Origin of the sequence: Arthrobacter mangrovi, assembly GCF_026011795.1 — a bacterium.
Lineage (GTDB): Bacteria > Actinomycetota > Actinomycetes > Actinomycetales > Micrococcaceae > Crystallibacter > Crystallibacter mangrovi.
Genome location: NZ_BRVS01000005.1, coordinates 407875 through 421511 on the forward strand (window position 1 = coordinate 407875; position 13637 = coordinate 421511).

Genomic DNA, 13637 nt, shown 5'->3' on the forward strand with positions numbered 1-13637 from the left:
CATTTGCTACTCGTCTTGGGCGTTGTACTGGTGCTGGCCGGAATCCTGCTGGGGTTCACCGCCATGCAACCGCAGGCAGCCGCATTGCCCCGCGACCGTCGTCGGCCGTTTGAAGAGGAATCTACCTCGCAACTATCGCGCTTCGCCGGAGCGGCGGTGCGTGTCCTTGAGCAACAGCTCAAACGGCGCCCGACCCGGATCTACCGGCGCGAACTGCTGGAGCTGGCAGGCCTCAAGCTGAGCCAGGCGGACTACATCGTCCTGGTCACCGCGGGAACGCTCGTAGCAGGAGCCGTCGGAGCTTTGCTCAGCGGAGTTGGTCTAGCGCTGCTGTTTGTTCTGGCGTCTCCATTTTTGGCGCACCTGCTGCTTGTAGTGCTGATCAGCCAACGCCGGGCGAAGTTCGATTCGCAGATGGGTGACCTCCTGCAGCTGCTGAGTGGGGGTCTGCGGGCCGGTCACAGTATCCTGCGGGCCATTGACGCCGCCGCGGCAGAGGCCGATGCCCCCACCTCGGAGGAGATGCGGCGCGTCATCACCGAGACGAGCCTCGGCAAGGACCTGCTGGAATCATTGATGGACACGGCGCAGCGGATGGAGAGCGAGGACTTCACCTGGATCGCCCAGGCGATCCAGATCAACCGGGAGGTTGGAGGCGACTTGGCCGAGGTGCTCGACCAGGTCAACGGGACGATCCGAGAGCGCGCAGAGATCAAGGGACAGATCAAGGCTCTCTCGGCAGAGGGCAAGTTCTCCGCGTACATCCTGATGGCGCTGCCAATCGGCATTGTCGCGATTCTGGGCGTTATGAACCCCGACTATATCGGGGTCCTCTTCACTGAGCCCCTCGGCTGGGTCATGATCGGCGTCTCCGTCATCCTGATGATCATAGGCGGCCTGTGGCTGCGCAAAATCATCGACCTGAAGTTCTGAGAGGGGCCGGCTATGAGTCCAATCGTCCTTCTGGGAACCCTCTTGTTGGCCGGGTCCATCGGCTATCTGGGTTGGCTGCTGCTTTCCAGCGACAAGAAGGGCCGCCACGCGGTCCAGCAGAACCTCAATCGTGGTTTCGACACGGGCGAAAGCGGCAAGCAGCGGGAGCTCGGATTTCTCTACCGGCTGGGTTGGAAACTGACACCCGCCGGTTACGTGCAGAAGCTAGACCGCTTGCTGGCTTTGGCCGGCCGTCCCGCTTCAATGCCGCTGGAGAAGCTGCTGTCCATCAAGCTGCCGATGGCGTTGACCGCCGGGCTTGCCTGGACGGTTCTCCTCTCGGTCCGGCCATCGTCGACGCTATTCTTGGCGGCGTTGTTCTTCACGGTGATGACGTACTTCATCCCCGACCTGCTTCTCTACAGCAAGGGGCAGGAACGGCAGCAAAAGCTTCAACTCGAACTGGCCAATACGCTGGACCAGATGCTGATCTCGGTAGAGGCGGGCTTGGGCTTCGAAGCGGCGATGGCTCGCGCCGGCACCAATGGCAAAGGCCCGTTGGCCGACGAACTCGTACGCACGCTGCAGGACATGCAGGTGGGCCGAAGCCGGCGGGAGTCCTATCTCGCCCTGGCAGACCGCACGAACGTCCCCGAGCTGCGGAGCTTTGTGAAGGCGATTGTGCAGGCCGACGCCTACGGCATCGCGCTGAGCGGCGTGCTGCGTACCCAGGCGAAGGTCATGCGGGTGAAGCGGCGGCAGCGGGCCGAGGAAAAGGCGATGAAGCTGCCGGTGAAGGTGCTGTTTCCGCTGCTGTTCTTCATCTTCCCGGTGCTGTTCATCGCGATTTTGGGTCCCGCTGTCATCAATGCGATCAACACCTTCAGCGGTCAGTAGGCCGACGTAGGCTCAGAACGTGGACGTGATAGTCGCGGGTAGTGCTGCCCTGCTTGGAGCGGTGGCCGGATGGTTCGTCTTTCCGCTGGCGCAGCGGGAGGATCGGACGGCTGTGCCTCGGGGTTGGCGGGGGCCGATGGCAGTGCTGGCCGGACTGCTGTGCGGGCTGATGGCGTGGTTCATCGGGGCGATTGCGGTGCTGCCAGCTTTCTGCTACTTGGCGGTGATGGGGGTGCTGCTGGGGGCGATCGATGCACGGCACAAGCTGCTGCCGAACCGGTTGGTGCTGCCGTTCCTGGTTGGAGCCTTGGTCCTGTTGGGCCTGGGAGCGGCTGTATCCGGGGCTTGGCTGCAACTGCTGGGCGGCTTGCTTGGCGGTGCGGCGCTGTTTGCGCTGTACTTGGCCATGGCGCTGATCAAGCCGGGCGGGATCGGCTTGGGCGATGTGAAGCTGGCGGCCATTGTGGGGCTGTACGCGGGCTACCTCGGCTTCGATGCGTGGCTACTGGTGCTGCTGGGTGCGTTCCTGCTGAACGCGGTGGCGATCGTGGTGCTGATGCTGGCGAAGGTGCTCAACCGGAACTCCGATATTCCGTTCGGCCCGGCGATGATAGCGGCCGCTTTGCTGGCGCCGCTGCTGGCCTGAAATTTTTGTAAGTCTCCGCGAGCGGTTGGCGGCAGCAATTAGCCGGCGATTACTCTGACTCTGCAGTCCGCATGGCGCGGGTCTGTTCGGCGCGTTCGAGCAGGGCGCTGGCGGGCGGGTAGGCGACTTCCTCAAGGACGAGCGGGTGCGGGGGCGCGAGCTTGGTCTTGGAGTCGCGGACCTTGGAGGCGAGGCGTTCGGCGAGCCAGGCGGGTTCGTGCTCCCCGGAGCCGACCATGAGCGAGGCGCCGACCAGGGCCCTGACCATGTTGTGGCAGAAGGCGTCAGCCTGCACCGAGGCCGTGATGACGCCGTCGTCGCCGCGCCGGAACTCGAGGTGCTGGAGTTCGCGGATGGTGGTGGAGAACTCCCGCGGTTTGCAGAAGGACAGGAAGTCGTTCACACCCAGGATCCGGCTCCCGGCGTCGTTCAGGAGGTCGACGTCCAGCTCGTGCTTGTGCCAGAGGGTGATGTTGCGCGCGAGCGGGTCCCAGTTCGCGGGGCGGTCGGCGATGCGGTAGCTGTAGCGGCGCCACAGGGCGGAGAACCGGGCGTCGAAACCTTCCGGAGCCAGCCGCGCGGTATGGACTTCGATGGCTCCGGCGAGGTCGCGGTACGGGACGGGGGCGCCGACCCGGCCGCCGAGGACCTTGGCCAGGACTCCGCGCAGGCGGCGGAGCAGGGAGTCGGCGGGGTCGATGTCGCGGCCGCGAGCCAGCGCCGCCCACTCCCCCGGCTCCACGTCGAAGTGCACCACCTGGTCGCGGGCGTGGACGCCCGCATCCGTGCGTCCGGCGACGGTCAGCCGGACCGGGCGCCGAATCAGGGTGGCGAGGGCTTCCTCGACGGCCCCCTGGACGGTTAACAGACCGGGCTGCACGGCCCACCCGCTGAACGCCCCGCCGTCGTACGCAAGGTCCATCCGGACACGCAGAAGCCCGCCGTCCGGAGTGGGGACGGCGGGCTTCTGTGAGGTCATACCCTCCAGTTTAGAGGGAAAGGAGAAGCTACTTCTTCTCCTCGGCCTCCGGGGCTTCCTCGGCGGATTCGGCCGACGGAGCCGACTCTGCCGATTCGGCAGACTCAGCGGACTCGGCGGATTCCGGCGACTCGGTCTCGGCAGCTTCCTCAGCAACCGGAGCCGGCGCGGCGGTCTCGGCAGCCTTCTCGGCTTCCTTGACTACGGCCTGCTTCGGGGACAGCGGCTCCAGCACCAGTTCGATGACGGCCATGGGGGCGTTGTCGCCCTTGCGGTTGCCGATCTTGGTGATGCGGGTGTAGCCGCCTTCGCGGTTCTCCACTGCCGGGGCGATGCCGGTGAACAGCTCGTGGACGATGCCCTTGTCGCTGATCGTGGCGAGCACCCGGCGGCGGGCAGCCAGGTCTCCGCGCTTGGCGAAGGTGATCAGGCGCTCGGCGTAGGGGCGCAGGCGCTTGGCCTTGGTCACGGTGGTGGTGATCCGCTTGTGCTCGAAGAGCGCTGCTGCCAGGTTGGCGAGCATCAGGCGCTCGTGAGCCGGACCGCCTCCGAGGCGCGGACCCTTAGGGGGGGTAGGCATTTCTTTATCTCCTCATATGGTGCCGTTGGGCGCTACCTAGCACCACGACGGCGAATTCCTGCGTTTTAGAGTTCGTCCTCGCCGAAGGCTTCTTCGTCCTCTTCGATGGCGGCAGCGCGGGCGGCCAGGTCGAATCCTGGAGGGGAATCCTTCAGGGACAGACCCAGCTCGACAAGCTTTGCCTTGACCTCGTCGATGGACTTCGCACCGAAGTTGCGGATGTCCATCAGGTCGGCCTCGGAGCGGGCTACGAGCTCACCCACGGTGTGGATGCCCTCACGCTTGAGGCAGTTGTAGGAACGAACGGTCAGCTCGAGGTCCTCGATGGGCAGAGCCATGTCGGCAGCCAGGGCGGCGTCCGTCGGGCTCGGGCCGATCTCGATACCTTCAGCCTGCGTGTTCAGCTCACGGGCCAGGCCGAACAGCTCGACCAGGGTGGTTCCGGCAGAGGCGACGGCGTCGCGCGGTGCGATGGAATCCTTGGTTTCGACGTCGACGATCAGGCGGTCGAAGTCGGTGCGCTGCTCAACACGGGTCGCCTCAACCTTGAAGGTGACCTTCAGGACCGGCGAGTAGATGGAGTCGACCGGGATGCGGCCGATTTCCGAGTCGCCGGACTTGTTCTGGGCCGCGGAAACGTAGCCGCGGCCGCGCTCGATGGTCAGTTCGAGCTCGAACTTGCCCTTTTCGTTCAGGGTGGCGATGTGCAGGTCCGGGTTGTGGAATTCCACGCCGGCCGGCGGGGCAATGTCCGCAGCGGTGACGACGCCGGGGCCCTGCTTGCGCAGGTAGGCCACGACAGGCTCGTCATGCTCGGAGGAGACTGCCAGGTTCTTGATGTTCAGGATGATCTCGGTGACATCTTCCTTGACACCCGGAACGGTGGTGAACTCGTGCAGGACCCCGTCGATCCGGATGCTGGTAACGGCGGCACCGGGGATCGAGGACAGCAGGGTACGGCGGAGGGAGTTACCAAGGGTGTAGCCGAAACCCGGCTCCAGCGGCTCGATGACGAACCGGGAGCGGCTGTCCGCTACTACTTCTTCGGTAAGAGTTGGGCGCTGTGCAATGAGCACTTAGATTTCCTTTCAGCGAGCGTCCGCTATATGACGCAACACGAATTGGTGGAAAAGGGCGGCTAGTCAGCCGGAAGTGGCCCCTTCGGCCGCTGTCCGGATCCCCGCGAGGGAACCAGGACAGCGGCCGAGGGAACGACGAAACGGCTAATTAGACGCGGCGGCGCTTCGGGGGACGGCATCCGTTGTGGGCGCTGGGGGTGACGTCCTGGATGGAGCCGACCTCGAGGCCAGCGGCCTGCAGCGAACGGATGGCGGTTTCGCGTCCGGAACCCGGGCCCTTCACGAAGACGTCGACCTTCTTCAGGCCGTGCTCCTGGGCGCGCTTTGCAGCGGACTCAGCAGCCATCTGCGCGGCGAACGGGGTGGACTTGCGGGAGCCCTTGAAGCCAACCTCACCGGCCGAAGCCCAGGAGATGACGGCACCGGTCGGGTCCGTGATGGACACGATGGTGTTGTTGAAGGTGCTCTTGATGTGCGCCTGTCCGAGCGCAATATTCTTCTTATCCTTGCGACGCGGCTTACGCACCGCTCCACGAGTCTTGGGGGGCATGTATTTCTCCTACAAAGGTTGTTTGGTAGCTAGAGGGCCAGCTGTTTAGCGGGTCTTCTTCTTGCCGGCGACGGTGCGCTTCGGGCCCTTGCGGGTGCGAGCGTTGGTCTTGGTGCGCTGTCCGCGGACGGGCAGGCCACGGCGGTGGCGGAGGCCTTCGTAGCTGCCGATCTCGACCTTGCGGCGGATGTCGGCGGCGACCTCGCGGCGGAGGTCACCTTCTACCTTGTAGTTGCCCTCGATGTAGTCACGCAGCTGCACGAGCTCCGCGTCGGTGAGGTCCTTCACGCGGGTGTCCGGGTTGATCCCGGTCTCCGCGATGGTCTGCTCTGCACGGGTCTTACCCACGCCGTAGATGTAAGTCAGGGCGATGATTACCCGCTTTTCGCGGGGAATATCTACGCCAGCGAGACGAGCCATATTGGCGGTTCTCCTTGTTGTATCCGGAGGTCTGAAGCAGCTCCGTCCCTGTTGTCCAGGTCCCCGGCCTCCGTACCGGGGGTGTGCAGGTTGCCCTGCGGTGCTGCCTTATTGAGTTACTACGCGCGGGAGCGCCCCTGCCGAAGCAGGGAGCTTAGCCCTGGCGCTGCTTGTGGCGCGGGTTCTCGCAGATCACGATGACGTTACCCTTGCGACGAATCACCTGGCACTTGTCACAAATCCGCTTGACGCTCGGCTGGACCTTCATGGTTTTCCTTTGCGTTATTTGCAGTTGTTGCTTGCGTAACTACCTCGGCCCGCAGTTGCCCGCGGGAATCGGTCTTTACTTGTAGCGGTAGACGATACGGCCCCGCGAGAGGTCGTACGGGCTGAGTTCCACTACGACCCGGTCCTCGGGGAGGATCCGGATGTAGTGCTGACGCATCTTTCCTGAGATGTGAGCAAGCACAACGTGTCCGTTAGTCAGCTCAACGCGGAACATCGCGTTGGGCAGAGCTTCCTGCACAGTGCCTTCAATCTCAATGACACCGTCTTTCTTAGCCATATCCTCCGCTAACGTCAGTAACCACCACAGTGTGGGGCTGGAATTTTTGGGTTTGTTCGCCTCGGAGTTTCCAACGAAGTCCGCCGTTTCCGGCGGCTTCGGGCCCGGAACTGGGCACGAAAACAGAGACAACCAACAGACAACTGTACCCCAGAGGCGGGTTTAAGTTAAATTCGGATGCTTTGCAAGTACGACGGCGGGTGTTTCCACCGTTTCGGCACTCGCCACGGCATCCGCTATGGCCAGGCGGACCGACTCGGCCGCGAGGACCTGCAGGTCCATCCGCGGATCACCGTCCGTTCCGGGAGCCAGCTCGCGCCGGCAGGTCGCCAGGGCGAAGACGACGTCGCCGTCGGCCAGGGTGTGCGACGGACTAAGCGCCCGGGCCAGGCCGGCGTGGGCGGCCGACGCCGTCCGCTTGGCCTGCGCCGGATCCAGCACCGCGTTGGTGGCCACCACGCACAGCGTCGTGTTGAGCGGACCGGCCTGCGGTGTGCCTGCTGCCGGCGGCGTCCCGTCCGGGGCCGCCGCTCCCGATGCGCCCGCATGCGGCTGTGCCCCGGGGACTCCCGCGCCTGCAACGGCTTCCGGGGCGCCGGCGGCGTTGACCACCGCGAGGGCCCCCACCACGATGTCGGCGTTGTCGCCGCCCATCCGCAGCGAGGCCGTCCCCACTCCCCCTTTGTAGCGGCGCCGGTCCACGGCCGCCCCGGTCCCGGCGCCGACATTGCCCCGGCGCACCGCGGCAAAGTCCTGGGAGGCACCCGCAGCCGCTGCGGCGTCGTACCCCATTTGTTCCGTGGGCCGCGCCGTGACGTCCCCGCCGCGGCCAAGATCGTAGATCGCCGCCGCCGGAACGATCGGCACCACGGCCTCGCGCGTGCGGAAGCCCCGGCCCTGCTCCTCGCACCAGCGCTGGGCTCCATGCGCCGCGATCAGGCCGAACGCGCTGCCGCCCGCCAGCACCACCGCGTCGACCTCGGGCACGAGCGTCGTCGGGTCCAGCGCATCCGTCTCGTGCGTGGCCGGCCCTCCCCCGCGGACGTCCACGGAACCGACAGTCCCGGGTGGCGGGAGCACGACCGTCACGCCGGTCAGCCAGCCGTCGCCGATCCGCTCGACCTGGCCCACCCGGATGCCAGGCACGTCCGTTATGGAAGACATGGCCTCATCCTGCCACGAGTCAACGCGGCGCGACGCCGGGCTCAGTCGAGGGCGACGGGGGTGACGCCGAGCGGGGCGAGCTTGGCGACTCCGCCGTCCTCCGCGGTCAGCACCCAGATGCCGCGCTCGTGCACGGCGACGGTGTGCTCCCACTGGCAGGAGCGGGAGCCGTCCGTCGTGATGACGGTCCAGTCGTCGTCGAGGGTCTTCGTCTCGATGCCACCGCGGACCAGCATGGGCTCGATGGCGAGGCACAGCCCGGGGCGGATCTTGGGGCCGCGGTGCTTGGTGCGGTAGTTGAGCACGTCGGGCGCTTGGTGCATGGCGGTGCCGATGCCGTGGCCGACGTAGTCCTCGAGGATGCCCAGCGGCTTGCCGGGGACGCTGCTGACGTAATCGTCGATGGCGTTGCCGATGTCGCCGACGCGGGAGCCGTTGGCCAGGGCGGCGATGCCGCGCCACATGGCCTCTTCGGTGACGTCGGAGAGGCGCTGGTCCTCCGGGTCCGGCGTGCCGACGATCACGCCGCGGGCCGAGTCGCCGTGCCAGCCGTCGATGCTGCAGCCGCCGTCGATGGACAGGATGTCGCCGTCCTGCAGGACCTTGCCGCCCGGGATGCCGTGCACCACTTCCTCGTTCACCGAGACGCAGACCGTCGCGGGGAAGCCGTGGTAGCCCTTGAAGTTGCTCTTGGCTCCTTCGGCGTCCAGCACGGCTTCGAAGGCGGCGTCGATATCCGCGGTGGTGGCGCCGACGACGGCGGCTTCCTGGGCGGCGTCGAGGGCGCGGCTGACCACGAGGCCGGCTTTGCGCATCCGGCGGATCTGCTCGGTGGTCTTGTATTCGATGCTGGGCTGGCCGAATGCCATGTGCTGGGTTCCTTCTGTTCCTGCTAAGGCCGCAGGCCCCGTCCGGACGAACAGGGCCTGCGGTTAAGGTTCATGCCTATTAGGCGGTGACGCTCTTGAGCGCGTCCATGATGCGGTCGGTGACCTCGTCGATCGGGCCGATGCCGTCGACCTTGGTCAGGATGCCGCGCTCGGCGTACCGGGACACGACGGCCTCGGTCTGCTCGTGGTAGAGGTCCAGGCGGTGCCGGATGACCGTCTCGTTGTCGTCGGCGCGGCCTTCCAGCTCCGCGCGGCTGAGGAGGCGCTTGACCAGTTCCTCGTCGTCCGCGGTCAGCTGCAGGACCACGTCCAGCGAGTCCTCGCTGTCCGCCAGGATGCTGTCCAGCTCCTCCACCTGGGCGGTGGTGCGCGGGTAACCGTCGAGCAGGAAGCCGGGCTCGACGTCGTCCTGCTTCAGGCGGTCGCGCACCATGTTGTTGGTGACGCTGTCCGGGACGAAGTCTCCCTTGTCGATGTACTTCTTGGCCTCGATGCCCAGCGGGGTCTCTTCCTTCACGTTGGCGCGGAAGATGTCACCGGTGGAAATGGCGACGATGCCCAGCCGCTCGGAAATGCGGGAGGCCTGGGTTCCCTTGCCCGAACCGGGCGGGCCAATAATGAGCATCTTCGTCATCGCAATAGTCCTTCGTAGTGGCGTTGCTGTAGCTGGGCATTGATCTGCTTGACCGTCTCAAGACCCACACCCACCATGATGAGGATCGAGGTTCCGCCAAACGGGAAGTTCTGGTTCGCGTTGATCAGCACCAGTGCGATCAGCGGAATCAGGGCCACGAGGCCGAGGTAGAGGGCACCCGGCAGCGTGATCCGGGCAAGCACGTAGGAGAGGTACTCCTCCGTGGGGCGGCCGGCACGGATGCCCGGGATGAAGCCGCCGTACTTCTTCATGTTGTCCGCCGTCTCCTGCGGGTTGAACGTGATGGAGACGTAGAAGTAGGTGAAGAAGACGATCAGCAGGAAGTAGACCACCATGTAGAGCGGATGGTCCCCGCTGACCAAGTAGGTGTTGATCCAGTTGACCCATTCCGGCGGCGGGGTGGTGCCGTCCGAGGGCGTGTTGAACTGCGCGACCAGGGTGGGCAGGTAGAGCATCGACGACGCGAAGATCACCGGGATGACGCCGGCCATGTTGACCTTGATCGGGATGTAAGTGCTGGTGCCGCCGACGGTGCGGCGGCCGACCATGCGCTTGGCGTACTGCACCGGGATGCGCCGCTGCGACTGCTCCACGAAGATGACGGCGGCGACCACGAACAGGCCGATGATGATCACGCCGATGAAGATGTTCACGCCCTGGGCGCGGAGGATCTCGCCGAGCGAGGACGGGAAGCCGGCCGCGATCGAGATGAAGATCAGGATGGACATGCCGTTGCCGACGCCCTTTTCGGTCACCAGCTCGCCCATCCACATGATCAGGCCGGTACCGGCGGTCAGGGTGATGATGAGCAGGATGATCGTGACCAGGTTGTCGTCAGGGATGATCGGCACCGGACAGTTGCCCAGCAGCGCGCCGCTGCGGGCCAGCGAGATCAGCGTTGTCGCGTTCAGCAGGCCGAGGGCGATGGTCAGGTAGCGCGTGTACTGGGTCAGCTTGGACTGCCCCTGTGCGCCTTCCTGGTGGAGCTCCTGGAACCGGGGAATCACCACGCGCAGCAGCTGCACGATGATGCTCGCCGTAATGTACGGCATGATGCCGAGGGCGAAGATGGACACCTGCAGCAGCGCGCCGCCGCTGAAGAGATTCACGAACTGGTAGAGACCGCCCGTGGTGTTGCCCAACGCCAAACATTGCTGAACGTTGCCGTAATCAACACCGGGTGCCGGGATGAAGGCACCCATGCGGTAGATGGTGATGATACCGAGCGTGAACAACAACTTGCGTCGCAGGTCAGGCGTCCGGAATACCCGGCCAATTGCGCTAAGCAAGCGTCCTCCTGAAAGTCATTCGATGCCGCCGAGCGGCATTACACAAGAACCGAGTCTATCGGTTCAGCATGGACCGGCTGAACTCGCCGCCGGTGAATACGGGCTTTTAACGAAAAGAAACTCTTGGTGGCCGGTCTGGACCGGCCACCAAGAGTTTACTCATGGGCTGTGGATGACCACTAGCGTCGGAATCTAGAGCTCCGTGGTGGAGCCGCCGGCGGCAGCGATCTTCTCAGCGGCACTGGCGGAGAAGGCGTGAGCCTTCACATCGACCTTGACGGTGATGTCGCCGGTACCCAGAACCTTTACAGGCTGGTTCTTGCGGACTGCGCCCTTGGCCGCCAGTGTCTCCACGGTGACCTCGCCGCCCTCGGGGAACAGCTCGTTGAGCTTGTCCAGGTTCACGACCTGGAACTCCACCTTGAACGGGTTCTTGAAGCCGCGCAGCTTCGGCAGGCGCATGTGCAGCGGCAGCTGGCCACCGGCAAAGCCTGCCTTGACCTGGTAACGGGCCTTGGTGCCCTTGGTACCACGGCCAGCGGTCTTGCCCTTGGAGCCTTCACCACGACCAACACGGGTCTTGGCGGTCTTGGCACCGGGGGCAGGACGCAGGTGGTGGACCTTCAGAGTCTTCTCTTCTGCCATTCCTACTTCGCCTCCTCAACCTTTACCAGGTGAGAAACAGTGTTGACCATGCCCACGGTCACGGCATCGGCGTTGCGGACAACGGTGTGTCCGATCCGCTTCAGGCCCAGTGAACGCAGCGTGTCGCGCTGATTCTGCTTGCCGCCAATGACGGACTTGATCTGGGTGATTTCCAACTGTCCTTCGGACGGAGTCAGATTCTTCGGGGTCGTCTGCATGATTAGACACCTGCCTTCTGCTGGAGGCTGCGGAGCAGCACCGGCGGAACGACCTCGTCCATGGGCAGCCCGCGGCGGGCAGCCACGGCCTGCGGCTCTTCGAGGCGACGCAGTGCATCCACAGTGGCGTGGACGATGTTGATCGCGTTGGAGGAGCCGAGCGACTTCGACAGCACGTCGTGGACACCGGCGCACTCGAGTACGGCGCGGACCGGGCCACCGGCGATAACACCGGTACCTGCCGATGCCGGACGGAGCATGACGACGCCTGCGGCTGCCTCACCCTGAACGCGGTGCGGGACGGTGCCGGCCACGATCGGAACGCGGAAGAAGGACTTCTTGGCCTCTTCCACGCCCTTGGCGATAGCGGCCGGAACTTCCTTGGCCTTGCCGTAGCCGACACCGACCAGGCCGTTGCCGTCGCCGACAACTACCAGGGCGGTGAAGCTGAAGCGGCGTCCGCCCTTGACGACCTTGGCGACGCGGTTGATGGTCACAACGCGCTCGAGGTACTTGTCCTTCTCGGCGTCGCGGGCGTTGTCGCGGCCACCACGGCCGCCACGGTCGCCGCGTCCGCCGCGGTCGCTGCGCTCTCCACGACGGCCGCCGCGGCGGTCGTCCTGGGTCGAAGCCTTCTCTGCGGCGCCTGCGGTCGCGGTGGTCTCAGTTGCTTCAGTCACCTGAGTTTCCTTTTCGTTATTCTCAGCGGTCACAGTGCCAGCCCACCTTCGCGTGCGCCGTCGGCCACTGCCGCGATGCGACCGTGGTAACGGTTGCCGCCGCGGTCGAACACAACGGCCTCGACACCGGCAGCCTTGGCACGCTCGGCGACGAGCTCGCCGACGCGCTTGGACTTGGCGGTCTTGTCGCCGTCGAACGAACGCAGGTCGGCTTCCATGGTGGAAGCCGAAGCGACGGTGATGCCCTTGCTGTCATCGACAACCTGGACGAACACGTGGCGCGCGGAGCGGTTGACCACCAGGCGCGGACGGACCGCGCTGCCGGTGATGCGCTTACGGACGCGCAGGTGGCGGCGGCCGCGTGCGGCAGACTTGCTCTTACCCTTAATTCCGATAGCCATGATTACTTACCAGCCTTTCCGACCTTGCGGCGGATCTGCTCGCCAGCGTAACGGATGCCCTTGCCCTTGTAGGGGTCCGGCTTCCGCAGCTTGCGGATGTTGGCAGCAACCTCGCCGACCTGCTGCTTGTTGATTCCCGATACAGAGAGCTTGGTCGGACCCTCTACTGCAAAGGTGATGCCCTCGGGAGCCTTGACGGGGACCGGGTGGCTGTAGCCCAGGGCGAACTCGAGGTCCGAACCCTTGGCCTGCACGCGGTAACCGGTGCCGACGATTTCCAGGCTCTTCTTGTAGCCCTCGGTCACGCCGATGATCATGTTGCTGATCAGGGTGCGGGTCAGGCCGTGGAGGGAGCGGGATTCGCGCTCGTCGTTCGGGCGGGTAACGGTCAGGGTGCTGTCCTCCAGGGAAACCTGGATCGGGGAAGCGACCGTGTGGGTCAGTTCGCCCTTGGAGCCCTTGACGGAAACAACGTTGCCGTCAACCTTGACCTCGACGCCGGAGGGAACGGTGATGGGGAGACGTCCAATACGTGACATTATTCTCTTTCCTTCCCGTTACCAGACGTAGGCGAGGACTTCGCCGCCCACGCCCTTCTTGCCGGCCTGACGATCAGTCATCAGTCCGGAAGAGGTGGACAGGATAGCGATGCCCAGGCCACCCAGCACGTGCGGCAGGTTGGTGGACTTTGCGTAAACGCGCAGACCGGGCTTGGAGATACGGCGGACGCCGGCAAGCGAACGCTCGCGGTTGGGACCGAACTTGAGGTCGATGGTCAGCTTCTTGCCGACCTCGGCCTCTTCTTCCTTCCAGCCGGCGATGTAGCCTTCGGCCTTCAGGATGTCGGCAACGCGTGCCTTCAGCTTGCTGTACGGCATGGACACACTCTCGTGGTATGCCGAGTTTGCATTGCGCAGACGAGTCAGCATGTCTGCGACAGGATCTGTCATTGTCATGGTGGGCTCTAGCCCTTCCCCGTAACGGTTTCCGTCGGTACGGACCTGTTACGTAGTTGGTTTAGTCTTCGGTCTGGAACGGGAAGCCCA

20 protein-coding genes are annotated in these 13637 nt (G+C 64.9%); 3 read left to right on the forward strand and 17 right to left on the reverse strand.

The window, feature by feature from the left end; translation table 11 throughout:
• Window positions 1-3: 3 nt before the first annotated feature.
• From AHIS1636_RS07890 to AHIS1636_RS07900, 3 genes are all read left to right on the forward strand, one after another.
• Window positions 4-933, forward strand: coding sequence for a type II secretion system F family protein (locus AHIS1636_RS07890; RefSeq protein WP_264795294.1), 930 nt, complete (start codon window positions 4-6; stop codon window positions 931-933).
• A 12-nt stretch (window positions 934-945) separates the two neighbouring features.
• Window positions 946-1830 (forward strand): type II secretion system F family protein, encoded by an 885-nt coding sequence (locus tag AHIS1636_RS07895; protein WP_264795260.1) that lies wholly within the window; start codon window positions 946-948, stop codon window positions 1828-1830.
• A gap of 136 nt (window positions 1831-1966) precedes the next feature.
• Window positions 1967-2476: a prepilin peptidase gene (locus AHIS1636_RS07900; RefSeq protein WP_264795261.1), complete on the forward strand. Its 510-nt coding sequence runs from the start codon at window positions 1967-1969 to the stop codon at window positions 2474-2476.
• Window positions 2477-2525: 49 nt separating this feature from the next.
• Here AHIS1636_RS07900 and AHIS1636_RS07905 read toward each other — a convergent pair whose 3' ends face one another.
• From AHIS1636_RS07905 to rpsH, 17 genes are all read right to left on the reverse strand, one after another.
• Window positions 2526-3455, reverse strand: coding sequence for a tRNA pseudouridine synthase A (locus AHIS1636_RS07905; RefSeq protein WP_264795262.1), 930 nt, complete (start codon window positions 3453-3455; stop codon window positions 2526-2528).
• Window positions 3456-3483: 28 nt separating this feature from the next.
• Window positions 3484-4035 (reverse strand): 50S ribosomal protein L17, encoded by a 552-nt coding sequence (gene rplQ / locus AHIS1636_RS07910; protein WP_262105781.1) that lies wholly within the window; start codon window positions 4033-4035, stop codon window positions 3484-3486.
• Between the two features lie 65 nt (window positions 4036-4100).
• Window positions 4101-5111 (reverse strand): DNA-directed RNA polymerase subunit alpha, encoded by a 1011-nt coding sequence (locus tag AHIS1636_RS07915; protein ID WP_264795263.1) that lies wholly within the window; start codon window positions 5109-5111, stop codon window positions 4101-4103.
• Between the two features lie 151 nt (window positions 5112-5262).
• Window positions 5263-5664, reverse strand: coding sequence for a 30S ribosomal protein S11 (gene rpsK, locus AHIS1636_RS07920; RefSeq protein ID WP_005267760.1), 402 nt, complete (start codon window positions 5662-5664; stop codon window positions 5263-5265).
• A 45-nt stretch (window positions 5665-5709) separates the two neighbouring features.
• Window positions 5710-6084: a 30S ribosomal protein S13 gene (rpsM, locus tag AHIS1636_RS07925; RefSeq protein ID WP_264795264.1), complete on the reverse strand. Its 375-nt coding sequence runs from the start codon at window positions 6082-6084 to the stop codon at window positions 5710-5712.
• A 154-nt stretch (window positions 6085-6238) separates the two neighbouring features.
• Window positions 6239-6352, reverse strand: a complete 114-nt coding sequence (gene rpmJ / locus AHIS1636_RS07930; RefSeq protein ID WP_005267758.1) for a 50S ribosomal protein L36 — start codon at window positions 6350-6352, stop codon at window positions 6239-6241.
• A 75-nt stretch (window positions 6353-6427) separates the two neighbouring features.
• The gene (gene infA, locus AHIS1636_RS07935) at window positions 6428-6649 is read right to left on the reverse strand and encodes a translation initiation factor IF-1 (protein WP_005267757.1); all 222 of its coding nucleotides are present in this window, start codon (window positions 6647-6649) and stop codon (window positions 6428-6430) included.
• Window positions 6650-6811: 162 nt separating this feature from the next.
• Window positions 6812-7813, reverse strand: a complete 1002-nt coding sequence (locus tag AHIS1636_RS07940) for a P1 family peptidase (RefSeq protein WP_264795265.1) — start codon at window positions 7811-7813, stop codon at window positions 6812-6814.
• A gap of 41 nt (window positions 7814-7854) precedes the next feature.
• Window positions 7855-8682 (reverse strand): type I methionyl aminopeptidase, encoded by an 828-nt coding sequence (gene map / locus AHIS1636_RS07945; RefSeq protein ID WP_264795266.1) that lies wholly within the window; start codon window positions 8680-8682, stop codon window positions 7855-7857.
• A gap of 79 nt (window positions 8683-8761) precedes the next feature.
• On the reverse strand, window positions 8762-9337 hold the full coding sequence (locus AHIS1636_RS07950) for an adenylate kinase (RefSeq protein ID WP_264795267.1): 576 nt from the start codon (window positions 9335-9337) through the stop codon (window positions 8762-8764).
• A complete protein-coding gene (gene secY / locus AHIS1636_RS07955; RefSeq protein ID WP_264795268.1) occupies window positions 9334-10647 on the reverse strand; it encodes a preprotein translocase subunit SecY in 1314 nt (437 codons plus the stop codon). Before secY ends, AHIS1636_RS07950 begins: the two co-directional genes overlap by 4 nt.
• 192 nt (window positions 10648-10839) lie before the next feature.
• Window positions 10840-11292 carry a 50S ribosomal protein L15 gene (gene rplO / locus AHIS1636_RS07960; protein WP_264795269.1) on the reverse strand — a complete coding sequence of 151 codons (453 nt, stop codon included), beginning with the start codon at window positions 11290-11292 and terminating at the stop codon, window positions 10840-10842.
• 2 nt (window positions 11293-11294) lie between these two features.
• Window positions 11295-11510 carry a 50S ribosomal protein L30 gene (gene rpmD, locus AHIS1636_RS07965; protein WP_262105789.1) on the reverse strand — a complete coding sequence of 72 codons (216 nt, stop codon included), beginning with the start codon at window positions 11508-11510 and terminating at the stop codon, window positions 11295-11297.
• Between the two features lie 2 nt (window positions 11511-11512).
• Entirely contained in the window at window positions 11513-12223 is a 711-nt protein-coding gene (gene rpsE / locus AHIS1636_RS07970) for a 30S ribosomal protein S5 (RefSeq protein WP_373875801.1), read from the reverse strand.
• Complete coding sequence (gene rplR / locus AHIS1636_RS07975) at window positions 12220-12591, reverse strand: 50S ribosomal protein L18 (RefSeq protein ID WP_262105791.1); 372 nt, start codon at window positions 12589-12591, stop codon at window positions 12220-12222. The genes rpsE and rplR overlap by 4 nt, the downstream gene beginning before the upstream one ends.
• A gap of 2 nt (window positions 12592-12593) precedes the next feature.
• Entirely contained in the window at window positions 12594-13130 is a 537-nt protein-coding gene (rplF, locus tag AHIS1636_RS07980; protein ID WP_264795271.1) for a 50S ribosomal protein L6, read from the reverse strand.
• An 18-nt stretch (window positions 13131-13148) separates the two neighbouring features.
• On the reverse strand, window positions 13149-13547 hold the full coding sequence (gene rpsH, locus AHIS1636_RS07985) for a 30S ribosomal protein S8 (protein WP_264795272.1): 399 nt from the start codon (window positions 13545-13547) through the stop codon (window positions 13149-13151).
• Between the last annotated feature and the right edge of the window lie 90 nt (window positions 13548-13637).

Bases quoted from the DNA above. Each gene is read 5' to 3' on its own strand.
- rplF (WP_264795271.1), bottom strand. From the start codon at position 13,130: ATGTCACGTATTGGACGTCTCCCCATCACCGTTCCCTCCGGCGTCGAG.
- infA (WP_005267757.1), bottom strand. From the start codon at position 6,649: ATGGCTAAGAAAGACGGTGTCATTGAGATTGAAGGCACTGTGCAGGAA.
- AHIS1636_RS07940 (WP_264795265.1), bottom strand. From the start codon at position 7,813: ATGTCTTCCATAACGGACGTGCCTGGCATCCGGGTGGGCCAGGTCGAG.
- rplR (WP_262105791.1), bottom strand. From the start codon at position 12,591: ATGGCTATCGGAATTAAGGGTAAGAGCAAGTCTGCCGCACGCGGCCGC.
- rpsK (WP_005267760.1), bottom strand. From the start codon at position 5,664: ATGCCCCCCAAGACTCGTGGAGCGGTGCGTAAGCCGCGTCGCAAGGAT.
- rplO (WP_264795269.1), bottom strand. From the start codon at position 11,292: ATGGCAGAAGAGAAGACTCTGAAGGTCCACCACCTGCGTCCTGCCCCC.
- AHIS1636_RS07895 (WP_264795260.1), top strand. From the start codon at position 946: ATGAGTCCAATCGTCCTTCTGGGAACCCTCTTGTTGGCCGGGTCCATC.
- AHIS1636_RS07900 (WP_264795261.1), top strand. From the start codon at position 1,967: ATGGCAGTGCTGGCCGGACTGCTGTGCGGGCTGATGGCGTGGTTCATC.
- rpsH (WP_264795272.1), bottom strand. From the start codon at position 13,547: ATGACAATGACAGATCCTGTCGCAGACATGCTGACTCGTCTGCGCAAT.
- rpmJ (WP_005267758.1), bottom strand. From the start codon at position 6,352: ATGAAGGTCCAGCCGAGCGTCAAGCGGATTTGTGACAAGTGCCAGGTG.
- rplQ (WP_262105781.1), bottom strand. From the start codon at position 4,035: ATGCCTACCCCCCCTAAGGGTCCGCGCCTCGGAGGCGGTCCGGCTCAC.
- AHIS1636_RS07905 (WP_264795262.1), bottom strand. From the start codon at position 3,455: ATGACCTCACAGAAGCCCGCCGTCCCCACTCCGGACGGCGGGCTTCTG.
- rpmD (WP_262105789.1), bottom strand. From the start codon at position 11,510: ATGCAGACGACCCCGAAGAATCTGACTCCGTCCGAAGGACAGTTGGAA.
- AHIS1636_RS07950 (WP_264795267.1), bottom strand. From the start codon at position 9,337: ATGACGAAGATGCTCATTATTGGCCCGCCCGGTTCGGGCAAGGGAACC.
- map (WP_264795266.1), bottom strand. From the start codon at position 8,682: ATGGCATTCGGCCAGCCCAGCATCGAATACAAGACCACCGAGCAGATC.
- rpsM (WP_264795264.1), bottom strand. From the start codon at position 6,084: ATGGCTCGTCTCGCTGGCGTAGATATTCCCCGCGAAAAGCGGGTAATC.